Origin of the sequence: Microcoleus sp. S36b_A4, assembly GCF_036700645.1 — a bacterium.
Classification (GTDB): Bacteria; Cyanobacteriota; Cyanobacteriia; order Cyanobacteriales; family Microcoleaceae; genus Microcoleus.
The window spans coordinates 127,124-151,575 of sequence record NZ_JAUBPI010000001.1; the positions used below are offsets into that span (position 1 = coordinate 127,124).

Here is a 24,452-nt window from a genome sequence, read left to right on the forward strand (position 1 = left end):
TCCGCTAGAAAAAGTTTGCCTGCTGTAATTCGTGGGCCACCAGCAATCAGTTCTTACTTAAATATCTTCGAGTAGTGACACGTCTGGGAAATCCCGTTCGGCCTGGCCGTCCCCCAACAGCAACCGATTTCAACCGAATTAGAACTTGCGACATTGCACCTATCCCCCGGTCGAGCTCGGATTGGTAGGGGATGTTGGATAATACCAGTTAAAAAAAAGAATGCAACTGTAGGCCCGTGCTCCAAACCCTTATATCATCAGCCATTCCCAATTCTTGAATTCTTCACTTATTCAATCTTATAAGTCCTCAGAACCATCGACTTTTGGCAGAAGTCCCTTCTTGCTTGCTCGGTGAAAGCTATTTCGGGGGTGTTATTTTTAAGTTTGTCGCCAGCGGGCATTTTGCAGTCTCTTTCTGAAGGTGGAATTACTACAGCTATCGGTGCGCCTTGGCGTCTGATAAATGATAGATTAAGGGTAGCGCTTTGACTAGCTGACCCAAAATCCTATCCATTGCTTAGGGGTTTTTTAAATGAGTACGTTAATTAGCTTGGCATTGCTGATCGCCTACGGTGGCGGTATTTGGAAATTTTGGAATGGTTTCGATCGCACTAACTTCGACAGAAGTTTTACAAATCGCCTGAAGCTCGCGCTGCTCTGGCCGGCGTTAATTTTTAATAAGCCTTACCGCCAAAACTTTACAAAAGCTCTCAAAGCTTCTAAAAGGTAATTCAAGAATGTCTAAAAAGTCCGATCGCCCAGTAGCGGGTCAGGAGCAGACTTGGTTTGCTAAAGGAAAATCAGATAGCTGGCAAGTTTTACTGTCGCAAGTCGCTTCTCGATTTGATCGCGAATACCGGGGAGAAGCTTTCGCTTTACCCGAAGAAGTCGAAGCAATGCCGATTTTCCTAGAATCTGTTGCAGGAACTCTCCAAGCAAAAACAGTTTCTCCCTTTTGGAAAATTGCCAAACCTCAAAAAAATCAGCGCTGTTTAGACATTGGCTGCGGAGTCAGCTTTCTCATCTACCCTTGGCGGGATTGGGAGGCATATTTTTACGGTCAAGAAATCAGCAGCGCAGCGCGAGACGCCTTAAACGCTCGCGGCCCTCAGCTCAATTCTAAGCTGTTCAAAGGTGTAGAATGGGCTCCCGCTCACCAGTTAAATTACGAGGAGGCTCAGTTCGATTTATGCCTCGCTACAGGCTTTAGCTGTTACTATCCTATAGACTATTGGAGTATTGTCATGGGAGAAGTAAAGCGGGTATTAAAACCGGGTGGTCATTTTGTTTTTGATGTCCTCAACCCCAATGCTCCTTTAGCAGAAGATTGGGCAATTTTGGAAACTTATCGAGCCGGGGAAGTATTTTTAGAGACAATAGAAGATTGGGAGAAAATGATTAAAGCTGCGGGCGCTAAGGTAGTAAAAAAGCAAAGTGGCGACTTATTTCAAATGTATAAAGTTCAATACAATTGAGAGGTTAAGGGGAATAGGTAATTAGCTTTTTACTCAAAAATTCAATCATCCAAACCCTGGCCTGACCGACGACAAACAACTTCATTCTTAGAAGTTGATAAAGTAGGGTAAGTCAGCAAGTACAAATTAGTTTGAAAAGCAACAAATATTCAAGCTGACGCACCCTACTAACTACTAACTCACAATAGTGAAGCAAGCAGATTGGATATTACCTATTCCCATAGCGGATTGCCAATTACCGACGCCCAATTAATTTTCGGTAGCCGCAGGAGATGGCGTTGCTTCCGGCGATGGTGACGGCGACACTTCGGCAGCAGGAGATGGCGCTGCTTCCGGGGCAGGAGATGGCGACACTTCGGGCTGCGGGGACTCTTCGGCAGCAGGAGATGGTGCAGCTTCGGGCTGCGGAGACTCTTCGGCGGCAGGAGATGGCGCTGCTTCGGCGGGCTGCGGAGACTCTTCGGCGGGTTGCGGTTGAGGAGAAGGCGACTGTTCCGCGGCTGGTTTCGGTTCAGGCGAGGGCGACGGTTGAGCCGCAGGCTTGGGTGCGGGCGGCGACGGTTGGGCCCCTGGCTGCGGTTTGTTTGAGGGGGTCGGCGGCTTCTCAAACTGCGGTTTTACTTCAGTAGGCGCTGGGGAGGGCGGCTGGCCTGTTGGTCTGCTGGGCGCTGTGGGGGCGGGCGCTGGCTGCTGCTGGCCTGGTGGGTTGGGCCTGGTTGGGGTGACAGGAATGCCACTGCAAACTTTTTCGTCGTACTTAAACTCGACAGCCAGTTGGTAAAGCTTGTGCGTGCTGGCTGCTTCAAATGTTAGAGAAGGGCTAATAATCGCAATTTTAGCCGCATTATCGAGAATACCGTAACCCGTGGGGACGATCGGCTGAGGCTCTGCCTTGAGCAAGCCTTGAGGGCTGACAACTGCTCCAAAAACTGCAGTTCCTTGGAGTTTTTGCGAGCAAGCTGTTACGGGATAAGGGACATTCACAGGAGTCGATCCCGTCATTTGCAAGTCAGGATAAGCCTTTTGGAATCTGTCAAACAAAGCACGATAGTTAGTTACAAACGCAGTTTGCTGTGCGCCTGTGTCGGTGGATGAGTTTGAACCGGGTTGTCCGAGCTGTCGCTGTCCTTCTTCAAATTGTTGCCTCCTGATTCTTTCTTCGGGAGTTTCTGCGATGAGATTCCTTTTATTGGGATCTTTTTGAGTCAATTTTGGTACTCCATCGGGCCCCACATTCCTGCCGGCAATTGGGAATTCTGGGGTAAAGACTGGAGCTCCGTCTGGAAATAGTGGAAGTCCGCCTCTACTGGCTATGATCTTTTTGAGCGCCTCTGCTTCATCTTCCGAGCCGCCGCCGGGAAACTGCGGCGCTTCTGGCAGCGATGGTGGTGGCGGGATATTGCGATCAAAATTACCTGGTAAGGGAGGGAAAAGGAAACCGCTGGGAGGTACGGGTGGGACGAAAGTGGGTATTGGCTGAGAGGGGGCTCTGACTGTTGGGGATGGAGTCTTGGGAGGTGGCGGGGCTGTTGGGGCCGTGAAGGGCGGGAGAGGGGAAGGAGGCAGAGGGGAAAAGAATCCAGGAGGTGGCATTCCCGGCGGCATGGCGGGCAAGTTGATGGTATCAGGTGGGGGGGGCAAGGGCGGAGCTAACTTTGGCCCTGGTCGAAGAGGAACTGGTGCGATCGAAAATGGCGTAAATCGCGTATTAGACGGTTTCGGTGGTATGGTTTGTGGCAGGCGGCCGGCTTCTGCGGGAGTTAGTTCTACTAAGCCGACAGAACCGGGGATATTTTTTGAGGAATTTCCACCATAAAGTATGTTTGAGAGCGTCGGGGCGGTTGCTCCGAGGACTCCGTGCAGGCCCACAGAAGCTAGGGCTGCCCACCAAAAAGGCTGGCGCAGCGGTTCGGAAAGGGTGTTTGCTAGGGAGGAAGAGTCAGTCATTTAAATTTTAGATTTTAGATTTTAGATTGGGGGATTGGGATATGGTTAGATTTTAGATTGGGGGATTGGGATATGGTTAGATTTTAGATTTTAGATTGGGGGATTGGGGGATTGAGTGATTGGGGGATTGGTAATTTATATTGTTGTGGTTGTGATTGAGTGTGAATTCGTTTTAATGAGGAGAGGTTGGGGAATTCAAAGGTATAATTGTAGCACGGTCGGTATCGAAATTGCGTGATCGACTTTTATTGAGATTTCGCGACCCTCACATCCAGCACTCAAGCCGAGAAACCGGGTTTTTGGGCTGGTTCAACGCTTGTATAGCAGCCGCTAATAGGGTGAGGACGTTGTTAATTGCTGAAACCATTGTTTTTCTTGCCTACTGCCTTTGGCCGAATCCTATACGCGGTTTCTCAGATATTGTTGAGAATGGTGAGCGGGGCGTCAGGCGGGCCGGACTGAGGCGAGCAAAAAACAGACTGCGCCGCTGCTATACCGTCTTTTTCCGGGATCTGGATCGCCCCTAATTTATTAAACACGATCGAGCAAACGGATGGACCCCTGTTTCCAATTCGGTTACACAACCGGATTCATCCGTGGCAGTAATGACTCAATCCAAAATCCAAAATCCAAAATCCAAAATCGATGGATTCACCAGCGATAGCGGTAATTTTTAAAAGGAGCTCCCTCAATGGTGAGCAAGTCGATGGGATAAATTGGAGCGCCGCTTGCCATGTATTGAAACATTTCCCGAACTTCCTCTCCCCGCAACGACAACTGGTCTAATTCCTTGAGAGAATACCAGCCCGCGCACAAAGTATGCTCATCCGGCTTACTCTTGGGTGGCGTCTTATCTTGTGGACGAGCCACAAAAATGACTCGGAGGCGCACATTGCCCCTAGGCATCACTGTGTGCTCTACCCGGAGAATTCCCTCAACGATGATGGAAATGCCCGCTTCTTCGAGGGTATTACGCATAGCAGCTTCGAGCAAAGTTTCCCCTTTTTCCACTCGCCCTGCTGGGAGATACCACTGCTGCTCGTACTTGCGCTCTTGTACCAGTAGAAAACGGTCTTCTAAGTGAACGACAACTAGGGTAAAATACCATGTTTGAATCGGCTCGCGAGCCATAGAAGTAGATATTCCCTAAGCAAAAGGTTTAACGAGCGGCAGATGTTAGCAATCCAAAGGATGCTTCGGCAAGTGTCTTTGAACTTGAAAAACAGATCGTAGCACTCCGGCCGCAAAATCTAAAATTTAAAATCTAAAATCTAAAATTGACAATGCCATTACCAACCGTGATTTTACCAGGATATTTTGCTGCTGCTTCCGACTATCGCGAATTAGAAAAGTCTCTGGTCGATCGAGGTTTCCCAACAGTAACAGTGCCTCTGGGCAAGGGAGATTGGTTGCCGACTTTTGGCGGGCGGTCGATGGTGCCTATTTTGCGACAGCTCGATCGCACTGTCAAACAAATGTTACAGCAATACGGCGTTCCCCAGATCAATCTCGTCGGTCATTCCGCCGGCGGCTGGATTTCTCGCATCTATTTGGGCGAAAAGCCTTACACGATTCACGGCGACGTGCTTGAGGACGCGGGTTTGTGGGAAGCTCACCCTTATGTAAATACTTTAATCACTTTAGGCACGCCGCACGTCTCTCAAGAGCGCTGGACGCGCAAAAATCTAGATTTTGTCAAAATTCACTATCCGGGGGCTTTTCACCCGCAGGTGCGCTACGTGTGCGCTGCTGGGAAGGCTGTTTTTGGCAAGCGTGGTTTAGGGACTTGGCTGGCTTATAAAAGTTACGAGTTGACTGTGGGGAAGGGCGAAACTTGGGGAGATGGAATTACGCCGGTGGAAGCTGCTGTTTTGGATGGAGCCGAAAATCTGGTGTTGGAGGGGGTTTGGCATTCGCCTCGTTCTCCGGGGAATTGGTACGGTTCGCCGGAGGTTTTGCCAACTTGGATTGGGTATTTGTGTTAGAAACGAACCGCGAAGACGCGAAGGACGCGAAGGAAGAAGGAGAAGAAAATACAAGGAGCGGCTTTTTTTTTAAATCTAGATCGGAATGGAGTAAACTCCTAGGGAACTCGCCCTTGCGATGCGATGTTTACTTAAATTTTTATCGCTAACTGAATAGAATAGATTGAAAAAATATTTTATGTGGCATTATCGGTAAGATTCAGAAGTCACGGCGAACAACACAATCAAATTAGAGGTTGGCTGGGGTGGAATTGGGCGACAATGCTACTGTGTGCTTGGATGCAGATAAGGAACCTCAGCCGGATGGTTTGTGGAGAATTGATGCGGGAGGTCGATAGCCAATTAGGGATGATGATTATGTGCGATCGCACTCCGTAGAATCATCCCAGTGTTTGGTATTTGGTGCGAAGGGCGATCGCCCTTTATTGACTATTTGAGGCGATTACTCTGGCGGTTCAGTATCGAGAGGGGCTTGACGGCGGTGACGAATATGTAATATCGCAATGGTATCGCCCTCCACCACAAACAGAATCCGATAGGTTCTTCTTTTACCAACCCAAAGTTGTCGAATTTCCCGACCAATGATCGCAGCTTCGGGGGCAACTGAGCAACGGTAAGGAAACTGTTGCAGGGATGCGATCGCATCTTGGAGGTCGTAGTACCACTGATTTGCGGCATCAGCACTCAGATAATCGCACATCCAACGGTAGGCGTTTTCAATTTCTTGAAAGGCGGGTGGTTGGATTATGACTTGATAACTCATAGACGAGGAGGGATGTTGAACTGCTGCTGTAGCGCTGTCATGGCTCTCTCGGCTGGAATACCTTCTCCTCGATCAAAGCTTTCGAGTCCTTTGCGGATGCCGATGATGGCTTCGAGGTAGTCGATGCGCTCTAGCAGTTGTTCGTAGGTATTAAGTTGGGGGTTTGGAGTGGATTTTAGCGATCGTACCAAGCTAAGAATATCTGCGAGCAGTTCGTCAGGGGTGCTATCGATTTCTTGGATGAGGAGTTCTTTGATGGTCATCGCGGCATCTGGTAGAGAATTGATACTTTGATTATAACGAGTGTCGATCGCCCCTTATTGACCTCGACCCGGTTTACTATCGGCAAAACCTAAACCTTCGGAGTATAAGAAAGTGGCGATCTCACTCCGTAGAATAATCGCAGTGTTTGGTATTTGGTGCGAGGGGCGATCGCTTTTTTTTCATTCAAGCATCGCTTTCCGTCTAATCCTCGCATTATCATAGTAGAAATAGAATAAGATTGTAAACTATCAACAAATGGCACAAATTATTACTACTGAATTACCTCAAACCCTCCAGGCTCTATTTATAGAGGTCGAACGTACCAAAACCCCTTTAACCGTCATCCATGAAGGAAAAGCATTAGTGATTATTTATCCTGCGACCACCCAAGATCCACGCCCCACCTTTGGTGCAATGAAAGGAAGCGGTGAAATATTAGGAGATTTCATTGCTCCTGTCGCCGAACTGTGGGAAGTTTTGGAATGAAACTTTTACTTGATACCCGCATTTAGCTAGCGATCGCACTAGACTGTTGCTTGAACAAGCATATCCTCTACTTGCCTAATTTGCTTCCAATCAATTACTGCAACCCAAAGACTTTCCTCTTCTGAATATTGCACTACGCCATCGACTTCTAACTCTTCGTCATACAATGCTAAAAATTTGCCATCTTCCAACTTAATATTTTGGCGACTCAAATCTTCAATCGTACCAACGCAATTGAGGCGAAGGCGACCCTGCTCATCCGCATTATGAAAGTCTGCAAAGATTCTGGGATATTTCATATTTTTGCTCAACTCAGGATGATTGTTGTGAGGGATTAGGAATCGTTGGTGTCAGCAGCAGACTTGCTTTTTCTGGTGTTAAGCCAGTTAATGTTGCATGATTTGGGCTCCGGCCCGAAGTACGGATGACATCTCCATCGGACGAGCGAACCTCACCCACTGTAGTCACACCAACTTGTCCATGAGGGATTGTCACTGCTAACTCTGCTACAGATAATCCTACTGCACATTCTACAGAAATTCCCGTGATACCGCTGGGGTGAGTTGCCGTACTGCGTTTAATATCTTCTGGGCGATTACGACCGCCACGAACTACTAAGGCCTCGTTTGGAATTCTTTCCACAAGTGTAGGCTGTTTGATTTAGGTACGCGCTATACTTTAGCAGAAATCTTTGTCCATAGGGCGATCGATCTTTTGTTTAACTCAAGCATCGCACTCTGTACAATCATCGCCGTATGTGGTATTTGGTGCGAGGGGCGATCGCTTGGGTGCAGTGATTTGTTATACTGATAATTGTAGACTTACGAAGCTTAGAACAATGAAAACCTATAGCTTTGATGCCATTATAGAGTTAGTCGAAGAAATGTCTGATGACGAACAGATCACTCTCATCGATTTGATCGGGCGACGACTTAGGGAAAAACGGAGAGATGAGATCGCTCTTAATATTGTTCGTGCCGATGAAGAGTATTTGCATGAACAAGTATTCCGAGGCACAGTAAATGATATCATGGCAGAATTAAAAAGATGAGAAGTCTTGTCCTAGCCTCTTCGTTCAAACGAGCTTTCAAATCATTAATCCGCCAAGAACCTGAAATGGAGGAAAAAATAGCTGAGCGACTAGAACTATTGGCAAATGATCCATTTCATCCCTCACTTAAAACCCACAAGCTGAAAGGTAAACTATCTGGTGCTTGGGCTTGTACTGTAGAGTACGACTGTCGAATAGTCTTCAATTTCAAAAAATATTCAGATTCAGATGTTGAAGAGATCCTTCTGATTGATCTTGGTAGCCATGACGAAGTTTATTGAGGTCATCCTTTAAGCAATAGATGTAACTCGATCGTCAGACAGTTATTAGGAGGATTATGAGAGATTGGAATGCTCTAAAGGAACGCTATTTGCGAGACGAGCTACCCATTCGTTTGGGAAATTTAGCATGGGATTTGGCACGAATTAAATCTCGCTGTCAAAATGCAGCTAATGGCAAATTAATTGAAAATCTGCTGCAAGAAAGTAAGCTGTTTATTGAATGGACTGCTCAAGATGCAGAGATAGAAATAGCTGCTGAGTTAGTTGAGTTGCAGATTCAGTTAGCTTGCTGGCAGTATTCTTGGGCAAGGATTTGGGAGGATGCGACACAACGAATGAGAGTTGCCCAAAAAACAAAGATTTTGTCGGAAAAAGTGCTGAATATGTCGGGTTTGTTGGCTGTGAATTAGATGGTGGGCGATCGCTCTCCGTGCAATCAGCGCACTTTGAAATGGTGGAAATGGATAAGATTGTGAGTGAAAAAAGAGGTTGGGTGACACCAGCGTCAACCCAACCTACAAAAAAAGGCGCTCCCACTAATGGAGAGCAGGAATCACACTTATTCCTTTTATACTAGGCGGACATATTCACGTAGTTGGGAACGTAGACCTTGAGTAATCATTGGAAAATTATTGATTTCTTGAATGATAGAACTCTCAGATCTGCCACTCTTCTTAAGCTCCTGAACTACAGCCTTTGCTAGAGTCTCAACCCCAACCTTTGCAATCATGCTTGAAACGCCTGCAATCAAGGTGAGAGCAAGTGCGCCACCAATCATGCCCAAAGGACCACCTAAAAAAGCTAACGAAGTTGTAATTGCTACGGCTCCTGCATAAGAAGAGGTTGCAACAAGCCCAACTAAGACTAAACCAGCAACTCCTAGACCCGCTAACTTATTGACTATCTCATCCATAATAATTAAGTGCTCCGCTAAACTTCAGATTAATTAGACCTTCAAATTCAAACTGAACTAACTATCTTTACCCTTTACCTCCAAAAAGTTTATATATTCCGTATCCAACAGCAGCCGCCGCAGCAACAGGTGCAGCAGCAACTATGGCAGTACCAGCAATTGCACCTCCCCCGACAACGCCACCGATACCCGCAAGGGTGCCCATAATTGCAGCACCAGAAGCACCGCCAGCTACCGTTACAGCACCAGCACCAACTAGACCAGCAGCAGCCCCAATGTTTGTAGCTGTTCTTGCCCGTGCACGAGCATCATTCTCTTCCTCAGACAAGTTCGATTGCTCTTTGAACAAAGTTTCATTCATTATTTTTGCCCCCAGATAAGCAGGGCCTGCTGCTAATACCGCAGGAGCCGCCGCCATACCACCACCAACCACACCACCTGCCGCAGCTAGACCCGAAGTAATTCCTGCTCCTGAAGTTGCTGCAACAGTCAACCCTGTTGCAGCACTGGCAGCCGCACCTACCGCAGCACCAGTTTCTGCAACCGCTTTGACTGTTTTGACTGTATTTCCATTAATTCCCAGATTTTTTTCTACTACATTGTCTACCACTTCTTCACCCGCTTTACTGGCAAAATCTTCCCAATTCATAAATTAATTTATCCTTTTAATACTTGTTCCATTATCCTTAATAAATTCAAGGTTTGTCTAGCCCAATAATGTTCTATTTTGCCGCCAATTCTCCCTCGCTTTTACTTGAACTTTAATCTAACTTTGTACAACAATATACGAGAATGTACGAAAATGTTGGCAGTTGTGAGCTACAATACACAAAACTCTCGCATCTCCCTGCCAGATGAATCTTAAAGAAATGTTAAATGTCGCCGATCGCATAGTTTTCGAGAAAACAGGTCAGCACCTTGACGATTTACAAGCAGCGGTACTGCGGGGAACTCTACAACGCGAGAAATACAAAGAAATAGCGAAAGATTTTGACTGTTCTGAAAGTCGCATCAGGGAAATCGGATCGGAATTATGGCAGATACTTTCAGAAGAGTTGGGAGAAGATGTTAATAAAACAAATTTTAGATCGGCAATGGAGAGGTTGGAAGTTTCAATATATTCAAACGTTGCACAAGAAGAATCGGTGCAAATTAACAGCGTTAACATCTGTGGAGAAGCTAGATACCCGCCGAATCTATCAAACTCAAACCCACCAAATCAGGAAACATCTAACTCAAAACAAATTAAAACTCTACATCAAGATTAAAGCGAAATGCCAGAGTTGGGTGATTTCTTCGATCGCACTCCAGAACTCCACACCCTCACCACCTGGATTCTACAACAACGCTGTCGCCTCATCACCCTCACCGGCATCAGCGGTATCGGCAAAACCACTCTAGCAGTACAACTCGTACAACAAATTAAAGACGAGTTTGAGTACGCAGTTTGGTACACTCTAGACGAATTCCCCACCATAGAAAAATTTCAATCTAACCTAATACAGCTTTTATCCTATTCCGAAAAAGAAGATTCATCCCCAACCAACCAAAAACGCTTACCGCTGATTAAGTATTTACAAAACAACCGCTGTTTAATCGTCTTAGATGACATTCACAACCTTTTCTGTAGGGGAGAATTGGCAGGAAAATATAAACCAGAATCCGAAGAATATCGAGCTTTATTCAAACAAATAGAAAAATTATCCCATCAAAGCTGCTTTCTGTTAATCGGTTGGGAACAACCGAGAGAAGTGACTCAAGTTAAAAGCCAAAATACTTCTATTCGCACCTTACAACTCCAAGGTTTAGACATCGCCGCCGCACGGGAAATACTCAGAGATTATGGGTTAGAAGAAAGCGACAACAGTGAAGCACTCATTCATCGTTACCAAGGCAACCCCCTATGGTTAAAAAGCGTGGCGAATCTGATTCAAGACTTGGGAGGAGGCGTGACAGAGTTATTAGCAAATGATACTATATTGTTGCCGGAAGATTTGAAAGATGTTTTACAGCAGCAGTTTGATCGCCTATCGGAACCAGAAAAACAAGTAATCTCCTTGTTAGCGAAAGAAAGCCAGCCAATCAACCGGGCCAAATTGCTAGAAAATGAGATAATTCCAACTTCAGATTTGCTAAATGCGCTGCAATCTTTATCGCGGCGCTGCTTGATTGAACAACAAGCAAATTTTTACACGATTTCACCTGTACTGAGGCAATATGCGATCGCCCGTGCAGTGTAATTGATATCTATTAGTCTGCGGAGGCAGACTTAGTTTGTATACTACCGATTTCAAGAGACTGTTGGCGAATCAATAAAGGGCTTCACCTCTCACCCCTAAAAATAGTGGTTCTAGACTAAATTTCAAATTGACCATATAGCCATTAACTACCAATAGTGAACGGAAATACTGCCTCCCAGAGGTGATGGGTAACACCCCCTGCGAATTCGCCAACAGTCTCTTTCAATCGCCCAGTAACTAAATACATAAAATCGCACAAACAAAAACCGGGCAACTCCACAGCTACCCGGCAATCGAAACTTTAGACTTCAGACCAATCTAAAATCTAAAACCTAAAATTCTTAAACAGCCACAGTCTTCTTAGCAGAAGAGCTCAATTCGCCCTTAGCATACTTAGCTGCAAAATCGTCCAACGATACTTGCTTAATCTTTGTACCGTGACCAGCGCAACCGAAAGAATTATAGCGATCGCTACAAACCTTCTGCATATACTTGATCGACGGCTTCAAGAAGTGGCGGGGGTCAAACTCATCGGGCTTCGCAAACAAAGCTTCGCGCACCGCAGCAGTAATCGCCAAACGGTTGTCAGTATCGATATTGATCTTGCGAACACCGCACTTGATGCCCTTTTGGATTTCTTCCACAGGTACGCCGTAGGTTTCGCGGATTTTGCCACCATTGCTGTTGATGATTTCCAGCAATTCTTGGGGCACAGAAGAAGAACCGTGCATTACCAAGTGAGTATTCGGCAAGCGGCGGTGAATTTCTTCAATGCGGCTGATTGCCAAAATTTCGCCAGTCGGCTTGCGAGTGAACTTGTAAGCGCCGTGAGAAGTGCCGATCGCGACTGCTAGAGCATCAACGCCGGTTTGCTCAACGAAATCCACAGCTTGTTCAGGATCTGTCAGCAACTGATCGTGAGAAAGCGCACCTTCAAAGCCGTGGCCGTCTTCTGCTTCGCCCATTCCTGTTTCCAGAGAACCCAAGCAACCCAGTTCGCCTTCAACGCTAACGCCGATCGAATGAGCAACATTCACCACATCGCGAGTAACTTGAACGTTGTACTCGTAGCTGGCGGGAGTCTTAGCATCCGCTTCCAGAGAACCGTCCATCATCACGCTGGTGAAACCTTGGCGCATGGCCGAATAGCAAGTGCCGGGGGCATTGCCGTGGTCTTGGTGCATGGAAATGGGAATGTGAGGATAGGTTTCAACTGCTGCCAAAATCAAGTGGCGCAGGAAATTTTCGCCAGCGTAGGAGCGAGCGCCGCGAGAAGCTTGCAGAATCACAGGGCTGTTGGTTTCGTCAGCAGCGCGCATGATCGCTTGGATTTGCTCCATGTTGTTGACGTTGTAAGCCGGTAGGCCGTAACCATTTTCAGCCGCGTGGTCGAGCAGCAATCGCATAGGTACAAGCGCCATAGATATTCCTCCTAATTATTTGTGATTTTTGGGCAGTGAATTTTGGACAAGCTCAATTCTTACGATAATATTAAGACAATTTGCCACCGATCGCGCACTATCTTTCCAGATTTACTTAAAAGTTCAAAAAACAAAATTTTGAGTTCCGAGCATTTAGCTCAAAACTCAAAATTCTTAACTCACAAATTTTTTATGGGTCGCCCGGGATTTGAACCCGAGACCAATCGGTTAAAAGCCGAATGCTCTACCGCTGAGCTAGCGACCCGCGAAAACATTGTTACCGCACACAATTTCTAACAGTAGCACCCCTCATTTGAAATAGCAAGTGTTTTTTAAATAAAATTTGCAGTCATGCGAACCAGCATCTCGCAAGTCGCGCCAGGGGGCAAATAAATCAAGTGTTCACCAGTGTTGAGGGCATTTCGAGGAGCAGTCCAAGGTTCCAAACAGTAAAAATCCTTGCCCTTCACCATCCAGAAAACCAACTTCCCATAGCTGGAGTTGTAACTGAGGGTGAGTCGCAAGCCGCTCGCCGCGTCAGTGACAGTAGCAGCAAGACCAGTAAGCTCGTCAAAGGAAACATCAATTTCATCCAGCGTCGGGTCAAAAACCCCTGTGAAATAACCCTTTTGGTGGGTGTTGTGATCTCTGTACTGCATCCCCGGAATCTCAAAGCGGAGCTGAGATTTGTCCGTCGCCAAAAAGTAGGGATGCAAACCACTAGAAAACGGCATGGGTTCGTCAGACAGATTCGTGTATCGCTGAAAAATTTCCAAAGAATTGCCTTTAATCTGATAAGTGAAGGCTAGTTGGAAATCAAAGGGATAAACAGCCAGCGTCTTGTCGCTGCTGTCGAGAATCAGCGTCAGAGCGGCGCAACCCTCCGTAACTTGTTCGCCTACTGTCCAAGGCAAGTCTCGAGCAAAGCCGTGCTGTTTGAGGTGACGCTCCACTCCCTTGTGGGTGTAAGTATTGTCGGGGAGATTGCTGCAGATGGGAAACAGGATGGGAATCCCGCCACGTACAGTCAGATCGGGATTGGCGAACCGTTCGGCGTCCAAATAGAAGATTTCTTTGCCTTCAACCAGCCAGCTAGTGGCAATACCGCCCCGTTCCGGCACAACTTCTAGAGTAGAGTTAGCCGTTTCGTCGGAGAGGATATAGGTTTTGTACTGCTTTTGCTTGAGCGCGATCGCAAACACATTTGTCATCGGTAGTAGGTCATTGATCATTGGTTGTCAGTAAATCGATCGTTAATAATTGGTCGCTATTATCTTGATGTTCACCCATTACCGCCCCTATCCTCCCCCTGCATCCTCGCTCCGGCCCCCACCGGCTAACCAATGCTCCTAGCTATAGGAGGAAGGGCGATCCGGTGCTTGGAGCGGTTGCTGCTGTTAGCTGGAACGATCGCGGAGGCCGGCTGCTCTTTGAGTGCGACTTCAAAAGATACACTCCGAGTGCGTGGAAGATAGCTTTGGGGACTCGGCACTGCTCCTTGATTGGGAGACGGGGGCGAAATAAACGGCTCTTTGATGAATGGCTCTTTTGTAAACGGCTCTGGTTCCCGGCTGGGATTTTGAGGTTGAGTGGGGTAGATGCGCGGCGGCAAATTTTGATTCGGAGATGGGTTTGATTCAATTGCAGGCCCTGTCCCGTTCGGGAAAAATGAGGAGTTGTCCGGCTGTTGGGGCGCAGCCGGCAAAGCCGGCAAAATCAAAGTAGGTTTGGGTTGTCCGAGGCCTTGCTGATTGCTTTCACCGGAGGTTGCCCCGGAACCTCGCCCCGGCTGGTATGTACCGCTCTTTGCTGCTCGTGGCAATGGAGAATTTGCAGTTTTTGATGTGGCTCCTGGCTGGACTAGGGCATCGAGAACTACAGAAGATCCCATCGGTCGATCGAAAATACTAGAAATTTGCTCGACGCGTTTGAGGATGCGATCGGCTGAGGCTCCCTTCACCACCTTCGGCTGCAACTTTTTTACCTCCACAGGCAGAAACTCTACCTTCATATTCCTGTCTTTGAGCGATACTTTCAGGACTGCGGTATCGTAATCCCTGCGAGCATTCGGGCCGAATATAAAATTACCCAGCGAGTAAACTATCGGGCGGCCCTTGTAAATTTCTGCACCTTGCAGTACCTGGGGATGGTGTCCCACTACCAAATCAGCTCCTTGGTCGATCGTGAACCGAGCCAAATCAATCTGCCAGTCCCCTGGATAATCTGCCAATTCGACTCCCCAGTGGTAATTAACAATAATCCAGTCTACCTGACCCCTAAGAGCTCGAATATCCTCCGCCACGCGATTGTTGCGGCGGGGGTTAGTTCCCGCTTTCCCTTGGTCGGCGATGTTAAGCTCGGCATCGTAATAACCGAGGTAGGCAATTCGCTGACCCTTAACTTCAATAATATCTGGACGCCTCGCTTCTTTAATATCTCTGCCGGCTCCCAGGTGTTGAATCCCACTATTATCTAGAGTATTCATAGTCTCCACCAGCCCCGGTTCCTCGTAATCCATAGCGCGGCTATTTGCCAGATTGACAATATCCACTCCTCCGGCTGTTAATACTTTCACCGATTCTGGATCGGCTTTAAAATTTAATTGTTTTTTGGCAGAGCCCAATGTAGAGCGAGTCAGGGAGTTTTCTAGGTTAACCATCGCCACATCTGCTTGTCGATACTCGTCCATATTGGCGAAAGCCCATTGGTGATCGTTGGCAGCAGATGCTCCGAGCGCATCCGATAGATTCACATTTCCTCCGAACATCAGCGTTACTGTTGGGTCGTAAGGATTAGCAACTTGCTTTTGCTGTACTACTGGTACCACTTCTAATGCCGCTTGCACCGTATCCGCACGTTTTGGAGGCGGCCCCGAAATTACAGCAGCTTGCTGGTAGCCGGATACTGGAGATACTAACTGCAGGGTCAGAGCCTCGTGATAACTGACCCAACACCCTAAAATAAAAGAGGCAAGTGCCGAGCCCACTAGCAGCACAGAACGATACGTTTTAAATTTAACCCAATCGACGATCGGTAGGGAACGGTAACGCCGTCGCTGGCGGTTTGCCGGAGTGACAATTCGCACTGACTGTTTCCAGAGAAGGTCTGCATCCCCAGCCAAGCGCGCGTGAATTCGCACTCCTTCTACTGCTGGCGAGTTAAGTCTCCAGAGTTGGTGGCAAATAAATTTGACTAAGCCTTCCCGGAGAGTGCTCCCGAGTAATGTCGTATCTGGCGCAAATTCGCGCTGGAATTCTACGAGGATTTGGACGCAGCCGGCCTGAGCCTGTTCGACGCGGGCATAAATCCCTTCGGGGCGCAGCAAGCTGTCAATCCAGTAATTCAGGGCTTGAAAGTTGCCCGATCGCGCTAGCTCCAAGATAGACGGCTGCGACCAATTTTCTGCGTACACCATCAATTAGCCTCCTTAATACGCACGAGCAATGACTCCAATTTGTTTTGAACGGAACCGCAATTCTTTTAGCTTAACCGCCACAGGTTCCGCTGCCCGTTTTGAAGCTAGTTGTTGGCCGCCACCATTTTCTACATTTAGGGGCTGCCTGCTGTCAGTGATTTTTATCACACTCCGGTCCATCGATTTTAGATTTTAGATTTTAGATTTTAGATTGAGCCTTGACTGCGTTAGTGGACGATCAAACAAACGTCGCAACAAAAGGTTTATGGGGGACTTGAGGCAGAAAAGAGGGAGATTTCTGAGGCAGAGTCTGTTTTTATTGTCGCTGTTTTATTGTCGCTTTAGAGATTTCGCTTCGAGATTTTAGATTTTAGATTGAGCCTTGACTGCGTTAGTGGACGATCGAACAAACGTCGAAACCAGAGGTTTCTGGGGGACTTGAGGCCAAAGAGAGCGAGATTTCTGAGGCAGAGTCTGTTGTTATTGTCGCTGTTAATCGCGTGCCGTCGTCAAGTCCTAATGCTTCGATCTATGCTGGCAAATGCCTCTCACGAGGGATGCCACTGACTGCAAAACCTGTAATTGGATAAATGGCGTACTAGATAGATTTGGTGGTAAAATCGAATTTGGTAACTCCCATCGGTACAAAAGTTGCGGAAAACGTGAAACTGGCCAGTCCATACGGCTGTGCCTTCCGATGTAAAACCCAAAGTACGTTACGGTAAACAGACCATATTTTAAGCAAGTTACACTGCGCAGGAGAACTGACAAATGCTACAGCGCAAAATCTATCAACTCTGTTGTGATGGTCGTGAGGTTTCTATTTTTCTTCGAGATCAGCAACGTTGGATAGAGCGCGCTCGTATCCTAGATATTGAAGGGGATCTAGTCACGCTGCGCTACGAAACCGACGAAGAAGACGAAATCAGCTCCTGGGAAGAAATGGTGCGTCTTGAAAGTATTGGAGCTGTATCCCAGAAGTTGGCTTCGGTATCCCGAACTAACTGCGAACCCCTAGTTTCTGACGATTGTCCCGAAGCCGAACAAATTCGCAATCACTACCCAGACTCGAATTTGGAATAGTTTTGAGCTCGCGCTTGAGGCACAAGGAAAACTTGGGGGAAAAGAAAACGACTTTTCTCCCTTTTTTGTGGAGAAATTATGCAAAAAACCCGGTTTAGGCCAAACATATTCTGGGTTGTGACCACATAAGCTATTTTGCCTTTAAATTTAAGCTTGATGGCGGAATCTCCTACCCACCCCACAACAGCGTAAGTACACAGTAGTTTAAAAATTAAATACCCGACAGCTTACCCCTGCTGAAACCGGGTTTTTTGTCTGGGTTCGTCCAGGACTGTTTTTTTGTTGTCTTTGCCTGCCGGCTGGTTTCTCGGTGCCCGACAGCTTATTCGCCCTCTGTTTCCCCATCTAGGAAAAGTTCCGACTCCGGTATCGCTTTAAACACCGGACAGAAACCGTCGGGGGTTACTTTAAAGCCAAACAAAGCACTGGACTGGTTCCAACAGCGCTGGCTGCGGTAGTGCTGGCAATTGCCACAGCATTCAAGGTTGGCCTGAACGGCGCTGCCTTGAAAAAGGAGTTCCCGCTGGGAGATGCCGCGCAGTACCAGTTCTTCGCCTTGCCAGCGCGCTTCTACCAAACCGGTATCGGCAAAATTGGCCCACCGAGGATCGGCTGTAATCGGACTCGGCAAGCTAATTGCTACCTCTGTCCCCAATTCGCTGAGTTCTCCCTCATAGTTAGTTTCCGGGATAGCGGGCTGCAAAAACATTTCCCCGATCGGCAATTCGACAAGTGTTCCGGCCGCCGGAGTATGCAACTGGTAGCGGTTTCGCAGCTCGTCCAAGTTAGCCAAGTCAGCCAAATATGCAGGGGAACCGTGGACTAAAATTACGTGCTGGGGACGCAAATTGTGGATGAGTTGGGTCGTCCCCGGCCCGTCGCAGTGTTCGGCTAGCAGATAAGTTTCGACACTTGTGACTCCTGATTCGGGCCTGTTGCCCAGCCAGTCACTGACGGGATATCCTGGTTTTTGAGGGGCGAGCAAAATCCAAGGATGTGTGCCATCGGCAACATACAAAGCCAAATCAGCTAACTTGTCTGTAATTACAATACAGGGCGTGGCTCCCAATCCGGGGCGTTGTTCTGCAGACAGCCGGCGGACGCGGGGTTTCACCCTTTCGTCCCAAAACAAAGGTTGGTGCAGAGCAAAATTTTGGACGGCGGTGGGAAATTGGGGTAACAGTTCCAGATAAGCGTCGCATCCGTCGGCGACAGTGCCGTCTACCCAAATATCCAAGTCGCGGCCAGTAAAGTAGTGGTGACTGCGGAGCAGCATCAGCATTTCTTGGCCCAAACCAAGGGCCGGCGCGGGCAGCAGTACCGAGTACCCGTCGGCGATGGCGCGGTGGATGCGATCGGCTAACTGATTTTCTAGTTGTCGGCGGTGAGGGTGGCGCGCCGTGCCGTAACTGCCTTCCAAAATTAATACATCCGGCTTCATGCCCCTGAGTTCTCCCAGGGGCAAACCTTCCACCAAACGAGAATTAGACAGGAAAAAGTCGCCGGTGTAAACCACGGTGTAGGTGCGGTGCGGGGCTGCATAAGTCAGCAGCACAGTCGCTGCTCCGGGCAAATGACCCGACGGGAACAACTGCACGCTCAGTCCTGGGCGCACTTCGAGCGGCGACTGCCAGGGCAGTCCATGACAGAACCGTGACTCTGGCTGCTGAGCCAGTTGTGGCCAGTTGAGCGGTAGCAGTCGGGCTGTCACTTCGCTGGCATAAATTGGCAAGTGGGGGAAAGATTGATGGAGTGCTAGCAAACCTCTGGCATGATCAGAGTGGGCGTGGGTACACACCACAAAATCGGCTGGCAGCGATCGATTTAGTGTTGCTGACAGCGGTTCAATATCCTCTATACCGCAGTCGAGTAAAATGCGGTGCGGCCCCATTCGGACTAGCAGACAGACCCCTTCCTGTGCGTGGCCTGCGCCGTAAGGTAAACAATCGAGATCCATCACTGCGGTTAGCTCCCTGCTTTGCACGCAACTTGCAGTATCGCCACATTTAAACATTGGTTGCGACTGCATTCATTCGATCAAGTTCAGTCTCGGACGCAGAAACCGGATTTGATGGACGAAAACAGTTTGTTGCCGTCCTCGATCCCGGTAAAAAAACCCGGTTTATCTAAAGTTGTGGTGCGTAAGCCCTGGAGTTAAATGTTTGCTCGAAGGCTCCGGCTCTGGTGCAAGGAAAGTAATTGCACTTAAGATTTGATGCAGCGCCCAGAAAGCGATTTTCCGAAGGCATTGGCCTGACGGGCATTCGGTCTTGGACAAAGTTCAGGCTACTGGTTCTTGCATCAAAAGTTACATTTTATTGCACCGTGTAAGAGCAGCGAGCTCGATCTCATATTCTGAGTTTTAAACCTTTTTTCACAATTTGCGCCTGCTAAAAGCTAGTCTTTTTTATGAGAAGATTTTAATTCAGATGTCCAAACATCTTGATAAAACTTTACAATTCTTCATTTTTAGGGGTGTGAGGGCCGTGTATAGTCCAATCTGAAAAACGGAGAGCCAGCATCGTGCTAGCTAACTGCTTTTGTCAGGGCAGAGAGAGACTTTATGAGTTTGCTCGGTTTCTTTGTAAAAGTTTGATACATTCTTCTAAGCAAACGTTGTGGCTATCGAGGAGAGAGTTTAAATGGCTTTTTGACCGAAAACATCCAGGATACAAGCCCCTGGATTCATCCGTCCAGAAATAAAAAACCTGTATCCGATAAAGTCGCCCCCGAATTTATCCGTGGGGTCAATACTTCAATTCTAAAATCTAAAATCTAAAATCTAAAATCTAAAATCTAAAATCGACTGACTGCCCCATAATAGGTCTGTTTACTCCCCTCATTGACTAGGGGGCAAAACGATGCGTTTTTTTGTTGAACCTCAAACATAGTCACATAAATCCCCAGACAATAGATGATATTCATCCTGTAAAAATACCACTAACTTGCCAGAAGTAATCTTAGATCGATGAGTCTCCAACCAGCCTGTAATCTCCTGTTCTTTTATCATTGCTAGGTCTGATTTAGGGTTGAGTTTGGGAGTGTTTTTCACCTAATCCGTGCGCGGGCGGCTTAATCGCGAAAGTTTGAAGGGCGAGAGCGTTTAATTGTTTGGTATGTTGCCCTTGAATATTATCAGAGCGCAATTAAAGCTGAAATGAGGAGCGATCGCACAAACCCGGTTTGATCAAAAAATCTGGTTTTTAGATTTGGTATTAAGGGGGAGACTGGAGAGCGCGCCGACCGCCAATAACACCTGCAATTGACACCTGCCTGGAGGTGCGAAGGTTTTTGATAAAAAATATTATGATGTAGCAAAAAAACTTGACATCAGCACGTAATTGAAAGTAAAAATAAATAATAGCCATAACAAAATGAGGCTTTATGTTTGATTCGCGATCGGCAAGTATGGCATTGAGAAGTTGCTACCCCTAAAACAATTTCTGCTAAAATACATCCGGTAATATACGGAGTATCGAGGATTTTTTCGCAATCTAAAATCTAAAATCTAAAATGGCAACAGCTATTCTTGAGCTGGAAATATCCAAACTCCCGCCAGAAATTACGGTTGAGGAGCGTTACAGCAAAGCCTTGATTTTAATTCGACTGCACGGAAAACCGATCGGTCAAGCTCTTTTTCACGTAGTCGGAGGCCACATTGGCGGTGACGAATTACGGAAAACACTGAGGAATTGTGCTGGTGACAACTTGTGGAAAAACTTGCTCTACGACACTCTAGAATGGGATGAGCGGGGGTCGGTTGAGGTATTGCCGATCGCCACAGTAGCAGTTTGCACGCGCGATCGCCCGGAAGATTTGCGGCGCTGTCTAGACGCGCTGATGCTGCTGCCTGATGATGGTCAGGAATACTTAGTAATTGACAATTGTCCCGCCACAGACGCTACCAAGGAACTGGTCAAAAATTATCCACAAGTCCGCTATGTGCGCGAAGACTTAGCAGGCTCCAGCGCTGCCCGTAACCGAGCTTTATGCGAAGCTAAACATGAATTCGTAGCCTTTACAGATGACGATGCTGCCCCCGATCCGAACTGGCTGCGATCGCTCTTGTGGAATTTTAGCGATCCCCGAGTGATGTGCGTTACAGGGCTGGTGATGCCCTTGGAACTGGAAACCGAAGCGCAAGAATGGTTTGAGTGCTACAGCCCCCACGGGCGGGGATTTGAGCGCCGAGTAGTTGACGGGGCGCACTGCAATCCTCTGATTGTGCATCTTGTGGGAGTTTCGGCGAGTATGGCTTTGCGGAAAAGTTCGATCGACTACATTGGCCTGTTTGATGAAGCTTTGGGGGCGGGAACACCTACGGTGGGCGGCGAAGACTGTGAACTTTTTGCCCGCATTTTGCGCGCTGGCTACTGCATTGTCTACGAGCCGAGAGCATTGAGCTGGCACCGCCATCGGCGCACTTGGGAAGAATTGCGAAAAACGCTCCAAGGCTACGGCATCGGAGTCTATGCTTTCTGGACGCGGATGTTTGTAATCAACAGAGAATTCAGTGTGCCTCTATTAGCTTGGGGATGGCTGCGGTATAAGCAAATTCCTGAATTAATTGCTTCTTGGCGAAAGCAACCGGGCTGTATTCCTAGTGATTTACTTTTGGCTCAACTGCGGGGGTGCATTAGCGGGCCGATGGCTTATTTTTATTCTCGCAAGCGGTTGCGGGAAGTTAAGGGGGAAGTCAATAGATTTTAGATTTTAGATTTTAGGTTTTAGATTTACTCCACAGATGAATCGAGGAAATTAAACTAAGGTCTAAAGCTTTTTGGATTAGTCATTAGTCAGGAGGAACAAAGAGGTTTGGCAACGGATGGTGTAATAAATTTAAGGGATTTAACAGATGGATATTGAGGGGACAAGGAAGAAGTAAGAGTGTTTGAAATTTTAATCACCACTTATAAATTACCAAATACCAAATACCAAGGGTGCATCTCAGTTTTATGCACGGAGGCCTGGCGCGTGCTGATTTGGGCAATCGCGAAAATGTGGGTCAGGCGGGTGAGATCACTCATAAACTGGGTTGTAAGTAGTAGTCCAGAATTAATTACACAATATTTCTACTGAAACCATTACCTAGCAAGGAATCTTTATGTAATTAATTTTGTGGGGTTACTTATAGGAGTTATTCTTAGCTCAAGTGACCCCTACAAGACCCTACAAGATATTATGGTTTTTTGTGCCGTTATACTTAGCATTGGGCTTGATTGTCAAAAAAGAGTATTTCATGGGCTTGGTTTCTATTCTCACAACGGGTTTGGGATTGCTGTATAACTACCTAATTGCAAAAGTTGGAATTGCGAGAGTGCTTAATGGTTTGGTATATTTCCCTTGAATAGTACCCGATCGCAATTAAAGCGGAAATGAGGAACGATCGCAAAAACCGGGTTTTGTCAAAAAATCTGGTTTTTAGAGGTGGCATTAATGGCGAGGCTTGGTGGCGGTCGGCTGCCAATAACACCTGCAATTGACACAAGCCTCGACGAGAGATCGTTGCCGGTGGTAAAAGTTGTGTTGGGAAAAAACTTGACATCAGCGGGTAATTGAAAGTAAAAATAAATAAAAGCAATAAAAACAATGAGGCTTTATCTTTGATTCGCGATCAGCAATCGGCAAGTATGGCATTGAGAAGTTGCTATCCCCTAAAACAATTTCTGCTAAAATACCTCCGGTAATATAGGGAGTATCTAGGATTTTTTCCCAATCTAAAATCTAAAATCTAAAATGGCAACAGCTATTCTTGACCTGGAAATATCCAAACTCCCGCCAGAAATTACGGTTGAGGAGCGTTACAGTAAAGCCTTGATTTTAATTCGACTGCACGGAAAACCGATCGGTCAAGCTCTTTTGCCCGTAGTCGGAGGCCGCTTTGGCGGTGACGAATTACGGGAAAAACTGATGAATGCTGCGGGTGACAACTTGTGGAAAAACTGGCTCTACGACACTCTAGAATGGGATGAGCGGGGGCCGGTGGAGGCATTGCCGATCGCCACAGTAGCAGTTTGCACGCGCGATCGCCCGGAAGATTTGCGGCGCTGTCTAGACGCGCTGATGCTGCTGCCTGATGATGGTCAGGAATACCTGGTAATTGACAATTGTCCCGCCACCGAGGCCAGCAGTGAATTGGTCAAAAATTACCCAAAAATCCGCTATGTGCGCGAAGATGTAGCAGGCGAAAGCGCCGCCCGCAACCGAGCTTTACGCGAAGCTAAACATGAATTCGTAGCATTTACAGATGACGATGCTGCGCCCGATCCGAACTGGCTGCGATCGCTGTTGCGAAATTTCAGAGATCCGCGAGTTATGTGTGTCACGGGGCTACTGATGCCCCTAGAACTGGAAACCGAAGCGCAAGAATTGTTTGAGTTCTACAGCCCCTACGGGCAGGGCTTCGAGCGCCGAGTTTTTGACGGGGCGCACTGCAATCCGCTGATTGTAGCTCCACTGGGGGTTTCGGGGAGTATGGCTTTGCGGAAAAGTTCGATCGACTGCATCGGGCTGTTTGACGAAGCTTTGGGCGTGGGTACGCCTGCTAAGGCCGGTTCAGACAGCGCACAGTTTGCCCGCATTTTGCGATCGGGCTACCGCATCGTCTACGAACCGAGGGCCTTGAGTTGGCACCGCCACCGACGCACCTGGGAAGAACTACGCAACTTGCTCCGATGCTACGGAATCGGAGTCTATGCTTTCTGGACGCGGATGTTTGTAATCAACAAAGAATTTAGTGTACCTCTATTAGCTTGGGGATGGCTGTATTACAAGCAAATTCCTGAGTTATTTGCTTCTTTGCGAAAGCAACCGGACTGTATTCCTAGTGATTTACTTTTGGCTCAAATGCGGGGGTGCATTAGCGGGCCGATGGCTTATTTTTCTTCTCGCAAGCGGTTGCAGGAAGTTAAAGGGGAAGTCAATCGATTTTAGATTTTAGATTTTAGATTTTAGATTTACTCACATGATGAATCTGGGAAATGAAACTAAGTTCTAAGCTTTGGGGATTAGTCATTAGTCAGGAGGAAAAGGGAAGTCCGGCAACGGATGGTGTAATGGATTTAAGGGATTTAACAGATGGATATTGAGGGGATAGGGAAGAAGTAAGAGTGTTTGAAATTTTAATCA

The 24,452-nt window shown here is 47.4% G+C and carries 25 protein-coding genes, 1 tRNA gene and 1 pseudogene; 13 read left to right on the top strand and 14 right to left on the bottom strand.

The genetic code is table 11. The features are described from left to right. The first annotated feature begins 532 nt into the window (after positions 1–532). Together QUA03_RS00525 and QUA03_RS00530 are read left to right on the top strand one after the other, a co-directional pair. On the top strand, positions 533–730 hold the full coding sequence (locus QUA03_RS00525) for a hypothetical protein (protein ID WP_333208830.1): 198 nt from the start codon (positions 533–535) through the stop codon (positions 728–730). A 7-nt stretch (positions 731–737) separates the two neighbouring features. Next, the gene (locus QUA03_RS00530; RefSeq protein ID WP_333208832.1) at positions 738–1,475 is read left to right on the top strand and encodes a class I SAM-dependent methyltransferase; all 738 of its coding nucleotides are present in this window, start codon (positions 738–740) and stop codon (positions 1,473–1,475) included. Between the two features lie 249 nt (positions 1,476–1,724). Here QUA03_RS00530 and QUA03_RS00535 read toward each other — a convergent pair whose 3' ends face one another. Then, the gene (locus tag QUA03_RS00535) at positions 1,725–3,422 is read right to left on the bottom strand and encodes a hypothetical protein (RefSeq protein ID WP_333208834.1); all 1,698 of its coding nucleotides are present in this window, start codon (positions 3,420–3,422) and stop codon (positions 1,725–1,727) included. A gap of 651 nt (positions 3,423–4,073) precedes the next feature. Further along, the gene (locus QUA03_RS00540; protein WP_006633478.1) at positions 4,074–4,553 is read right to left on the bottom strand and encodes an NUDIX domain-containing protein; all 480 of its coding nucleotides are present in this window, start codon (positions 4,551–4,553) and stop codon (positions 4,074–4,076) included. A 152-nt stretch (positions 4,554–4,705) separates the two neighbouring features. Between QUA03_RS00540 and QUA03_RS00545 the strand changes: the two genes are divergently transcribed. Together QUA03_RS00545 and QUA03_RS00550 are read left to right on the top strand one after the other, a co-directional pair. Then, positions 4,706–5,407, top strand: coding sequence for an alpha/beta fold hydrolase (locus QUA03_RS00545; protein WP_333208835.1), 702 nt, complete (start codon positions 4,706–4,708; stop codon positions 5,405–5,407). A 180-nt stretch (positions 5,408–5,587) separates the two neighbouring features. Then, entirely contained in the window at positions 5,588–5,785 is a 198-nt protein-coding gene (locus QUA03_RS00550; RefSeq protein WP_333208837.1) for a hypothetical protein, read from the top strand. A gap of 64 nt (positions 5,786–5,849) precedes the next feature. Here the strand turns inward: QUA03_RS00550 and QUA03_RS00555 are convergent, their stop codons facing one another. Both QUA03_RS00555 and QUA03_RS00560 read right to left on the bottom strand, forming a co-directional pair. Then, entirely contained in the window at positions 5,850–6,170 is a 321-nt protein-coding gene (locus QUA03_RS00555) for a type II toxin-antitoxin system RelE/ParE family toxin (RefSeq protein WP_333208839.1), read from the bottom strand. Continuing rightward, the gene (locus QUA03_RS00560) at positions 6,167–6,433 is read right to left on the bottom strand and encodes a hypothetical protein (RefSeq protein WP_333162363.1); all 267 of its coding nucleotides are present in this window, start codon (positions 6,431–6,433) and stop codon (positions 6,167–6,169) included. The genes QUA03_RS00555 and QUA03_RS00560 overlap by 4 nt, the downstream gene beginning before the upstream one ends. A gap of 256 nt (positions 6,434–6,689) precedes the next feature. Between QUA03_RS00560 and QUA03_RS00565 the strand changes: the two genes are divergently transcribed. Continuing rightward, positions 6,690–6,920: a type II toxin-antitoxin system Phd/YefM family antitoxin gene (locus QUA03_RS00565; RefSeq protein WP_333208841.1), complete on the top strand. Its 231-nt coding sequence runs from the start codon at positions 6,690–6,692 to the stop codon at positions 6,918–6,920. Positions 6,921–6,958: 38 nt separating this feature from the next. Here the strand turns inward: QUA03_RS00565 and QUA03_RS00570 are convergent, their stop codons facing one another. Together QUA03_RS00570 and QUA03_RS00575 are read right to left on the bottom strand one after the other, a co-directional pair. Then, on the bottom strand, positions 6,959–7,219 hold the full coding sequence (locus tag QUA03_RS00570) for a hypothetical protein (RefSeq protein WP_242722229.1): 261 nt from the start codon (positions 7,217–7,219) through the stop codon (positions 6,959–6,961). A gap of 13 nt (positions 7,220–7,232) precedes the next feature. Then, a complete protein-coding gene (locus QUA03_RS00575) occupies positions 7,233–7,562 on the bottom strand; it encodes a flavoredoxin (RefSeq protein WP_190741369.1) in 330 nt (109 codons plus the stop codon). Positions 7,563–7,758: 196 nt separating this feature from the next. Between QUA03_RS00575 and QUA03_RS00580 the strand changes: the two genes are divergently transcribed. From QUA03_RS00580 to QUA03_RS00590, 3 genes are read left to right on the top strand one after another with little or no spacing between them, the layout of a single operon-like run. Further along, entirely contained in the window at positions 7,759–7,971 is a 213-nt protein-coding gene (locus QUA03_RS00580) for a hypothetical protein (RefSeq protein ID WP_333031529.1), read from the top strand. Then, positions 7,968–8,252, top strand: coding sequence for a type II toxin-antitoxin system mRNA interferase toxin, RelE/StbE family (locus QUA03_RS00585; protein ID WP_333208843.1), 285 nt, complete (start codon positions 7,968–7,970; stop codon positions 8,250–8,252). Before QUA03_RS00580 ends, QUA03_RS00585 begins: the two co-directional genes overlap by 4 nt. Positions 8,253–8,308: 56 nt before the next feature. Then, the gene (locus tag QUA03_RS00590; RefSeq protein ID WP_333208844.1) at positions 8,309–8,662 is read left to right on the top strand and encodes a hypothetical protein; all 354 of its coding nucleotides are present in this window, start codon (positions 8,309–8,311) and stop codon (positions 8,660–8,662) included. A gap of 158 nt (positions 8,663–8,820) precedes the next feature. On the opposite strand, the gene QUA03_RS00595 is transcribed toward QUA03_RS00590, so the two are convergent. Both QUA03_RS00595 and QUA03_RS00600 read right to left on the bottom strand, forming a co-directional pair. Next, positions 8,821–9,165: a hypothetical protein gene (locus QUA03_RS00595; protein WP_333208846.1), complete on the bottom strand. Its 345-nt coding sequence runs from the start codon at positions 9,163–9,165 to the stop codon at positions 8,821–8,823. A gap of 67 nt (positions 9,166–9,232) precedes the next feature. Then, a complete protein-coding gene (locus QUA03_RS00600) occupies positions 9,233–9,814 on the bottom strand; it encodes an RNA polymerase subunit sigma-24 (RefSeq protein ID WP_333208848.1) in 582 nt (193 codons plus the stop codon). Positions 9,815–10,019: 205 nt separating this feature from the next. On the opposite strand from QUA03_RS00600, the pseudogene QUA03_RS00605 reads away from it, so the two are divergent. Next, a pseudogene (locus QUA03_RS00605) lies at positions 10,020–11,405 on the top strand (NB-ARC domain-containing protein). 341 nt (positions 11,406–11,746) lie between these two features. Here QUA03_RS00605 and fba read toward each other — a convergent pair. The 5 genes from fba to QUA03_RS00630 all read right to left on the bottom strand — a co-directional run bounded on the left by fba (position 11,747) and on the right by QUA03_RS00630 (position 16,409). Continuing rightward, positions 11,747–12,826, bottom strand: a complete 1,080-nt coding sequence (gene fba, locus QUA03_RS00610) for a class II fructose-bisphosphate aldolase (protein WP_006633469.1) — start codon at positions 12,824–12,826, stop codon at positions 11,747–11,749. 193 nt (positions 12,827–13,019) lie between these two features. Next, a tRNA-Lys gene (locus QUA03_RS00615) sits at positions 13,020–13,091 on the bottom strand. Positions 13,092–13,158: 67 nt separating this feature from the next. After that, the gene (locus QUA03_RS00620) at positions 13,159–14,028 is read right to left on the bottom strand and encodes an aldose epimerase family protein (RefSeq protein ID WP_445304818.1); all 870 of its coding nucleotides are present in this window, start codon (positions 14,026–14,028) and stop codon (positions 13,159–13,161) included. A 134-nt stretch (positions 14,029–14,162) separates the two neighbouring features. Beyond that, a complete protein-coding gene (locus QUA03_RS00625) occupies positions 14,163–16,241 on the bottom strand; it encodes a CapA family protein (protein WP_333208852.1) in 2,079 nt (692 codons plus the stop codon). 12 nt (positions 16,242–16,253) lie between these two features. Beyond that, on the bottom strand, positions 16,254–16,409 hold the full coding sequence (locus QUA03_RS00630; protein ID WP_158307982.1) for a hypothetical protein: 156 nt from the start codon (positions 16,407–16,409) through the stop codon (positions 16,254–16,256). A gap of 603 nt (positions 16,410–17,012) precedes the next feature. Here QUA03_RS00630 and QUA03_RS00635 point away from each other — a divergent pair. Then, on the top strand, positions 17,013–17,324 hold the full coding sequence (locus QUA03_RS00635) for a DUF6679 family protein (protein ID WP_006633466.1): 312 nt from the start codon (positions 17,013–17,015) through the stop codon (positions 17,322–17,324). Between the two features lie 322 nt (positions 17,325–17,646). Here the strand turns inward: QUA03_RS00635 and QUA03_RS00640 are convergent, their stop codons facing one another. Next, a complete protein-coding gene (locus QUA03_RS00640; RefSeq protein ID WP_333208936.1) occupies positions 17,647–19,281 on the bottom strand; it encodes an MBL fold metallo-hydrolase in 1,635 nt (544 codons plus the stop codon). Between the two features lie 1,556 nt (positions 19,282–20,837). On the opposite strand from QUA03_RS00640, the gene QUA03_RS00645 reads away from it, so the two are divergent. The 3 genes from QUA03_RS00645 to QUA03_RS00655 all read left to right on the top strand — a co-directional run bounded on the left by QUA03_RS00645 (position 20,838) and on the right by QUA03_RS00655 (position 24,257). Then, positions 20,838–22,034 (top strand): glycosyltransferase, encoded by a 1,197-nt coding sequence (locus QUA03_RS00645; protein ID WP_333208854.1) that lies wholly within the window; start codon positions 20,838–20,840, stop codon positions 22,032–22,034. Between the two features lie 481 nt (positions 22,035–22,515). Further along, positions 22,516–22,671: a hypothetical protein gene (locus tag QUA03_RS00650; protein WP_333208855.1), complete on the top strand. Its 156-nt coding sequence runs from the start codon at positions 22,516–22,518 to the stop codon at positions 22,669–22,671. Positions 22,672–23,060: 389 nt separating this feature from the next. After that, positions 23,061–24,257 (top strand): glycosyltransferase, encoded by a 1,197-nt coding sequence (locus QUA03_RS00655; RefSeq protein WP_333208857.1) that lies wholly within the window; start codon positions 23,061–23,063, stop codon positions 24,255–24,257. Positions 24,258–24,452 lie beyond the last annotated feature (195 nt).

What these genes read in the sequence shown, in the direction of transcription:
- QUA03_RS00640 (WP_333208936.1), bottom strand. Translation starts at nt 19,281, where the DNA reads ATGGATCTCGATTGTTTACCTTACGGCGCAGGCCACGCACAGGAAGGG.
- fba (WP_006633469.1), bottom strand. Translation starts at nt 12,826, where the DNA reads ATGGCGCTTGTACCTATGCGATTGCTGCTCGACCACGCGGCTGAAAAT.
- QUA03_RS00645 (WP_333208854.1), top strand. Translation starts at nt 20,838, where the DNA reads ATGGCAACAGCTATTCTTGAGCTGGAAATATCCAAACTCCCGCCAGAA.
- QUA03_RS00565 (WP_333208841.1), top strand. Translation starts at nt 6,690, where the DNA reads ATGGCACAAATTATTACTACTGAATTACCTCAAACCCTCCAGGCTCTA.
- QUA03_RS00570 (WP_242722229.1), bottom strand. Translation starts at nt 7,219, where the DNA reads ATGAAATATCCCAGAATCTTTGCAGACTTTCATAATGCGGATGAGCAG.
- QUA03_RS00535 (WP_333208834.1), bottom strand. Translation starts at nt 3,422, where the DNA reads ATGACTGACTCTTCCTCCCTAGCAAACACCCTTTCCGAACCGCTGCGC.
- QUA03_RS00625 (WP_333208852.1), bottom strand. Translation starts at nt 16,241, where the DNA reads ATGGTGTACGCAGAAAATTGGTCGCAGCCGTCTATCTTGGAGCTAGCG.
- QUA03_RS00655 (WP_333208857.1), top strand. Translation starts at nt 23,061, where the DNA reads ATGGCAACAGCTATTCTTGACCTGGAAATATCCAAACTCCCGCCAGAA.
- QUA03_RS00540 (WP_006633478.1), bottom strand. Translation starts at nt 4,553, where the DNA reads ATGGCTCGCGAGCCGATTCAAACATGGTATTTTACCCTAGTTGTCGTT.
- QUA03_RS00580 (WP_333031529.1), top strand. Translation starts at nt 7,759, where the DNA reads ATGAAAACCTATAGCTTTGATGCCATTATAGAGTTAGTCGAAGAAATG.
- QUA03_RS00555 (WP_333208839.1), bottom strand. Translation starts at nt 6,170, where the DNA reads ATGAGTTATCAAGTCATAATCCAACCACCCGCCTTTCAAGAAATTGAA.
- QUA03_RS00560 (WP_333162363.1), bottom strand. Translation starts at nt 6,433, where the DNA reads ATGACCATCAAAGAACTCCTCATCCAAGAAATCGATAGCACCCCTGAC.
- QUA03_RS00585 (WP_333208843.1), top strand. Translation starts at nt 7,968, where the DNA reads ATGAGAAGTCTTGTCCTAGCCTCTTCGTTCAAACGAGCTTTCAAATCA.
- QUA03_RS00545 (WP_333208835.1), top strand. Translation starts at nt 4,706, where the DNA reads ATGCCATTACCAACCGTGATTTTACCAGGATATTTTGCTGCTGCTTCC.
- QUA03_RS00595 (WP_333208846.1), bottom strand. Translation starts at nt 9,165, where the DNA reads ATGGATGAGATAGTCAATAAGTTAGCGGGTCTAGGAGTTGCTGGTTTA.
- QUA03_RS00590 (WP_333208844.1), top strand. Translation starts at nt 8,309, where the DNA reads ATGAGAGATTGGAATGCTCTAAAGGAACGCTATTTGCGAGACGAGCTA.
- QUA03_RS00530 (WP_333208832.1), top strand. Translation starts at nt 738, where the DNA reads ATGTCTAAAAAGTCCGATCGCCCAGTAGCGGGTCAGGAGCAGACTTGG.
- QUA03_RS00600 (WP_333208848.1), bottom strand. Translation starts at nt 9,814, where the DNA reads ATGAATTGGGAAGATTTTGCCAGTAAAGCGGGTGAAGAAGTGGTAGAC.
- QUA03_RS00635 (WP_006633466.1), top strand. Translation starts at nt 17,013, where the DNA reads ATGCTACAGCGCAAAATCTATCAACTCTGTTGTGATGGTCGTGAGGTT.
- QUA03_RS00525 (WP_333208830.1), top strand. Translation starts at nt 533, where the DNA reads ATGAGTACGTTAATTAGCTTGGCATTGCTGATCGCCTACGGTGGCGGT.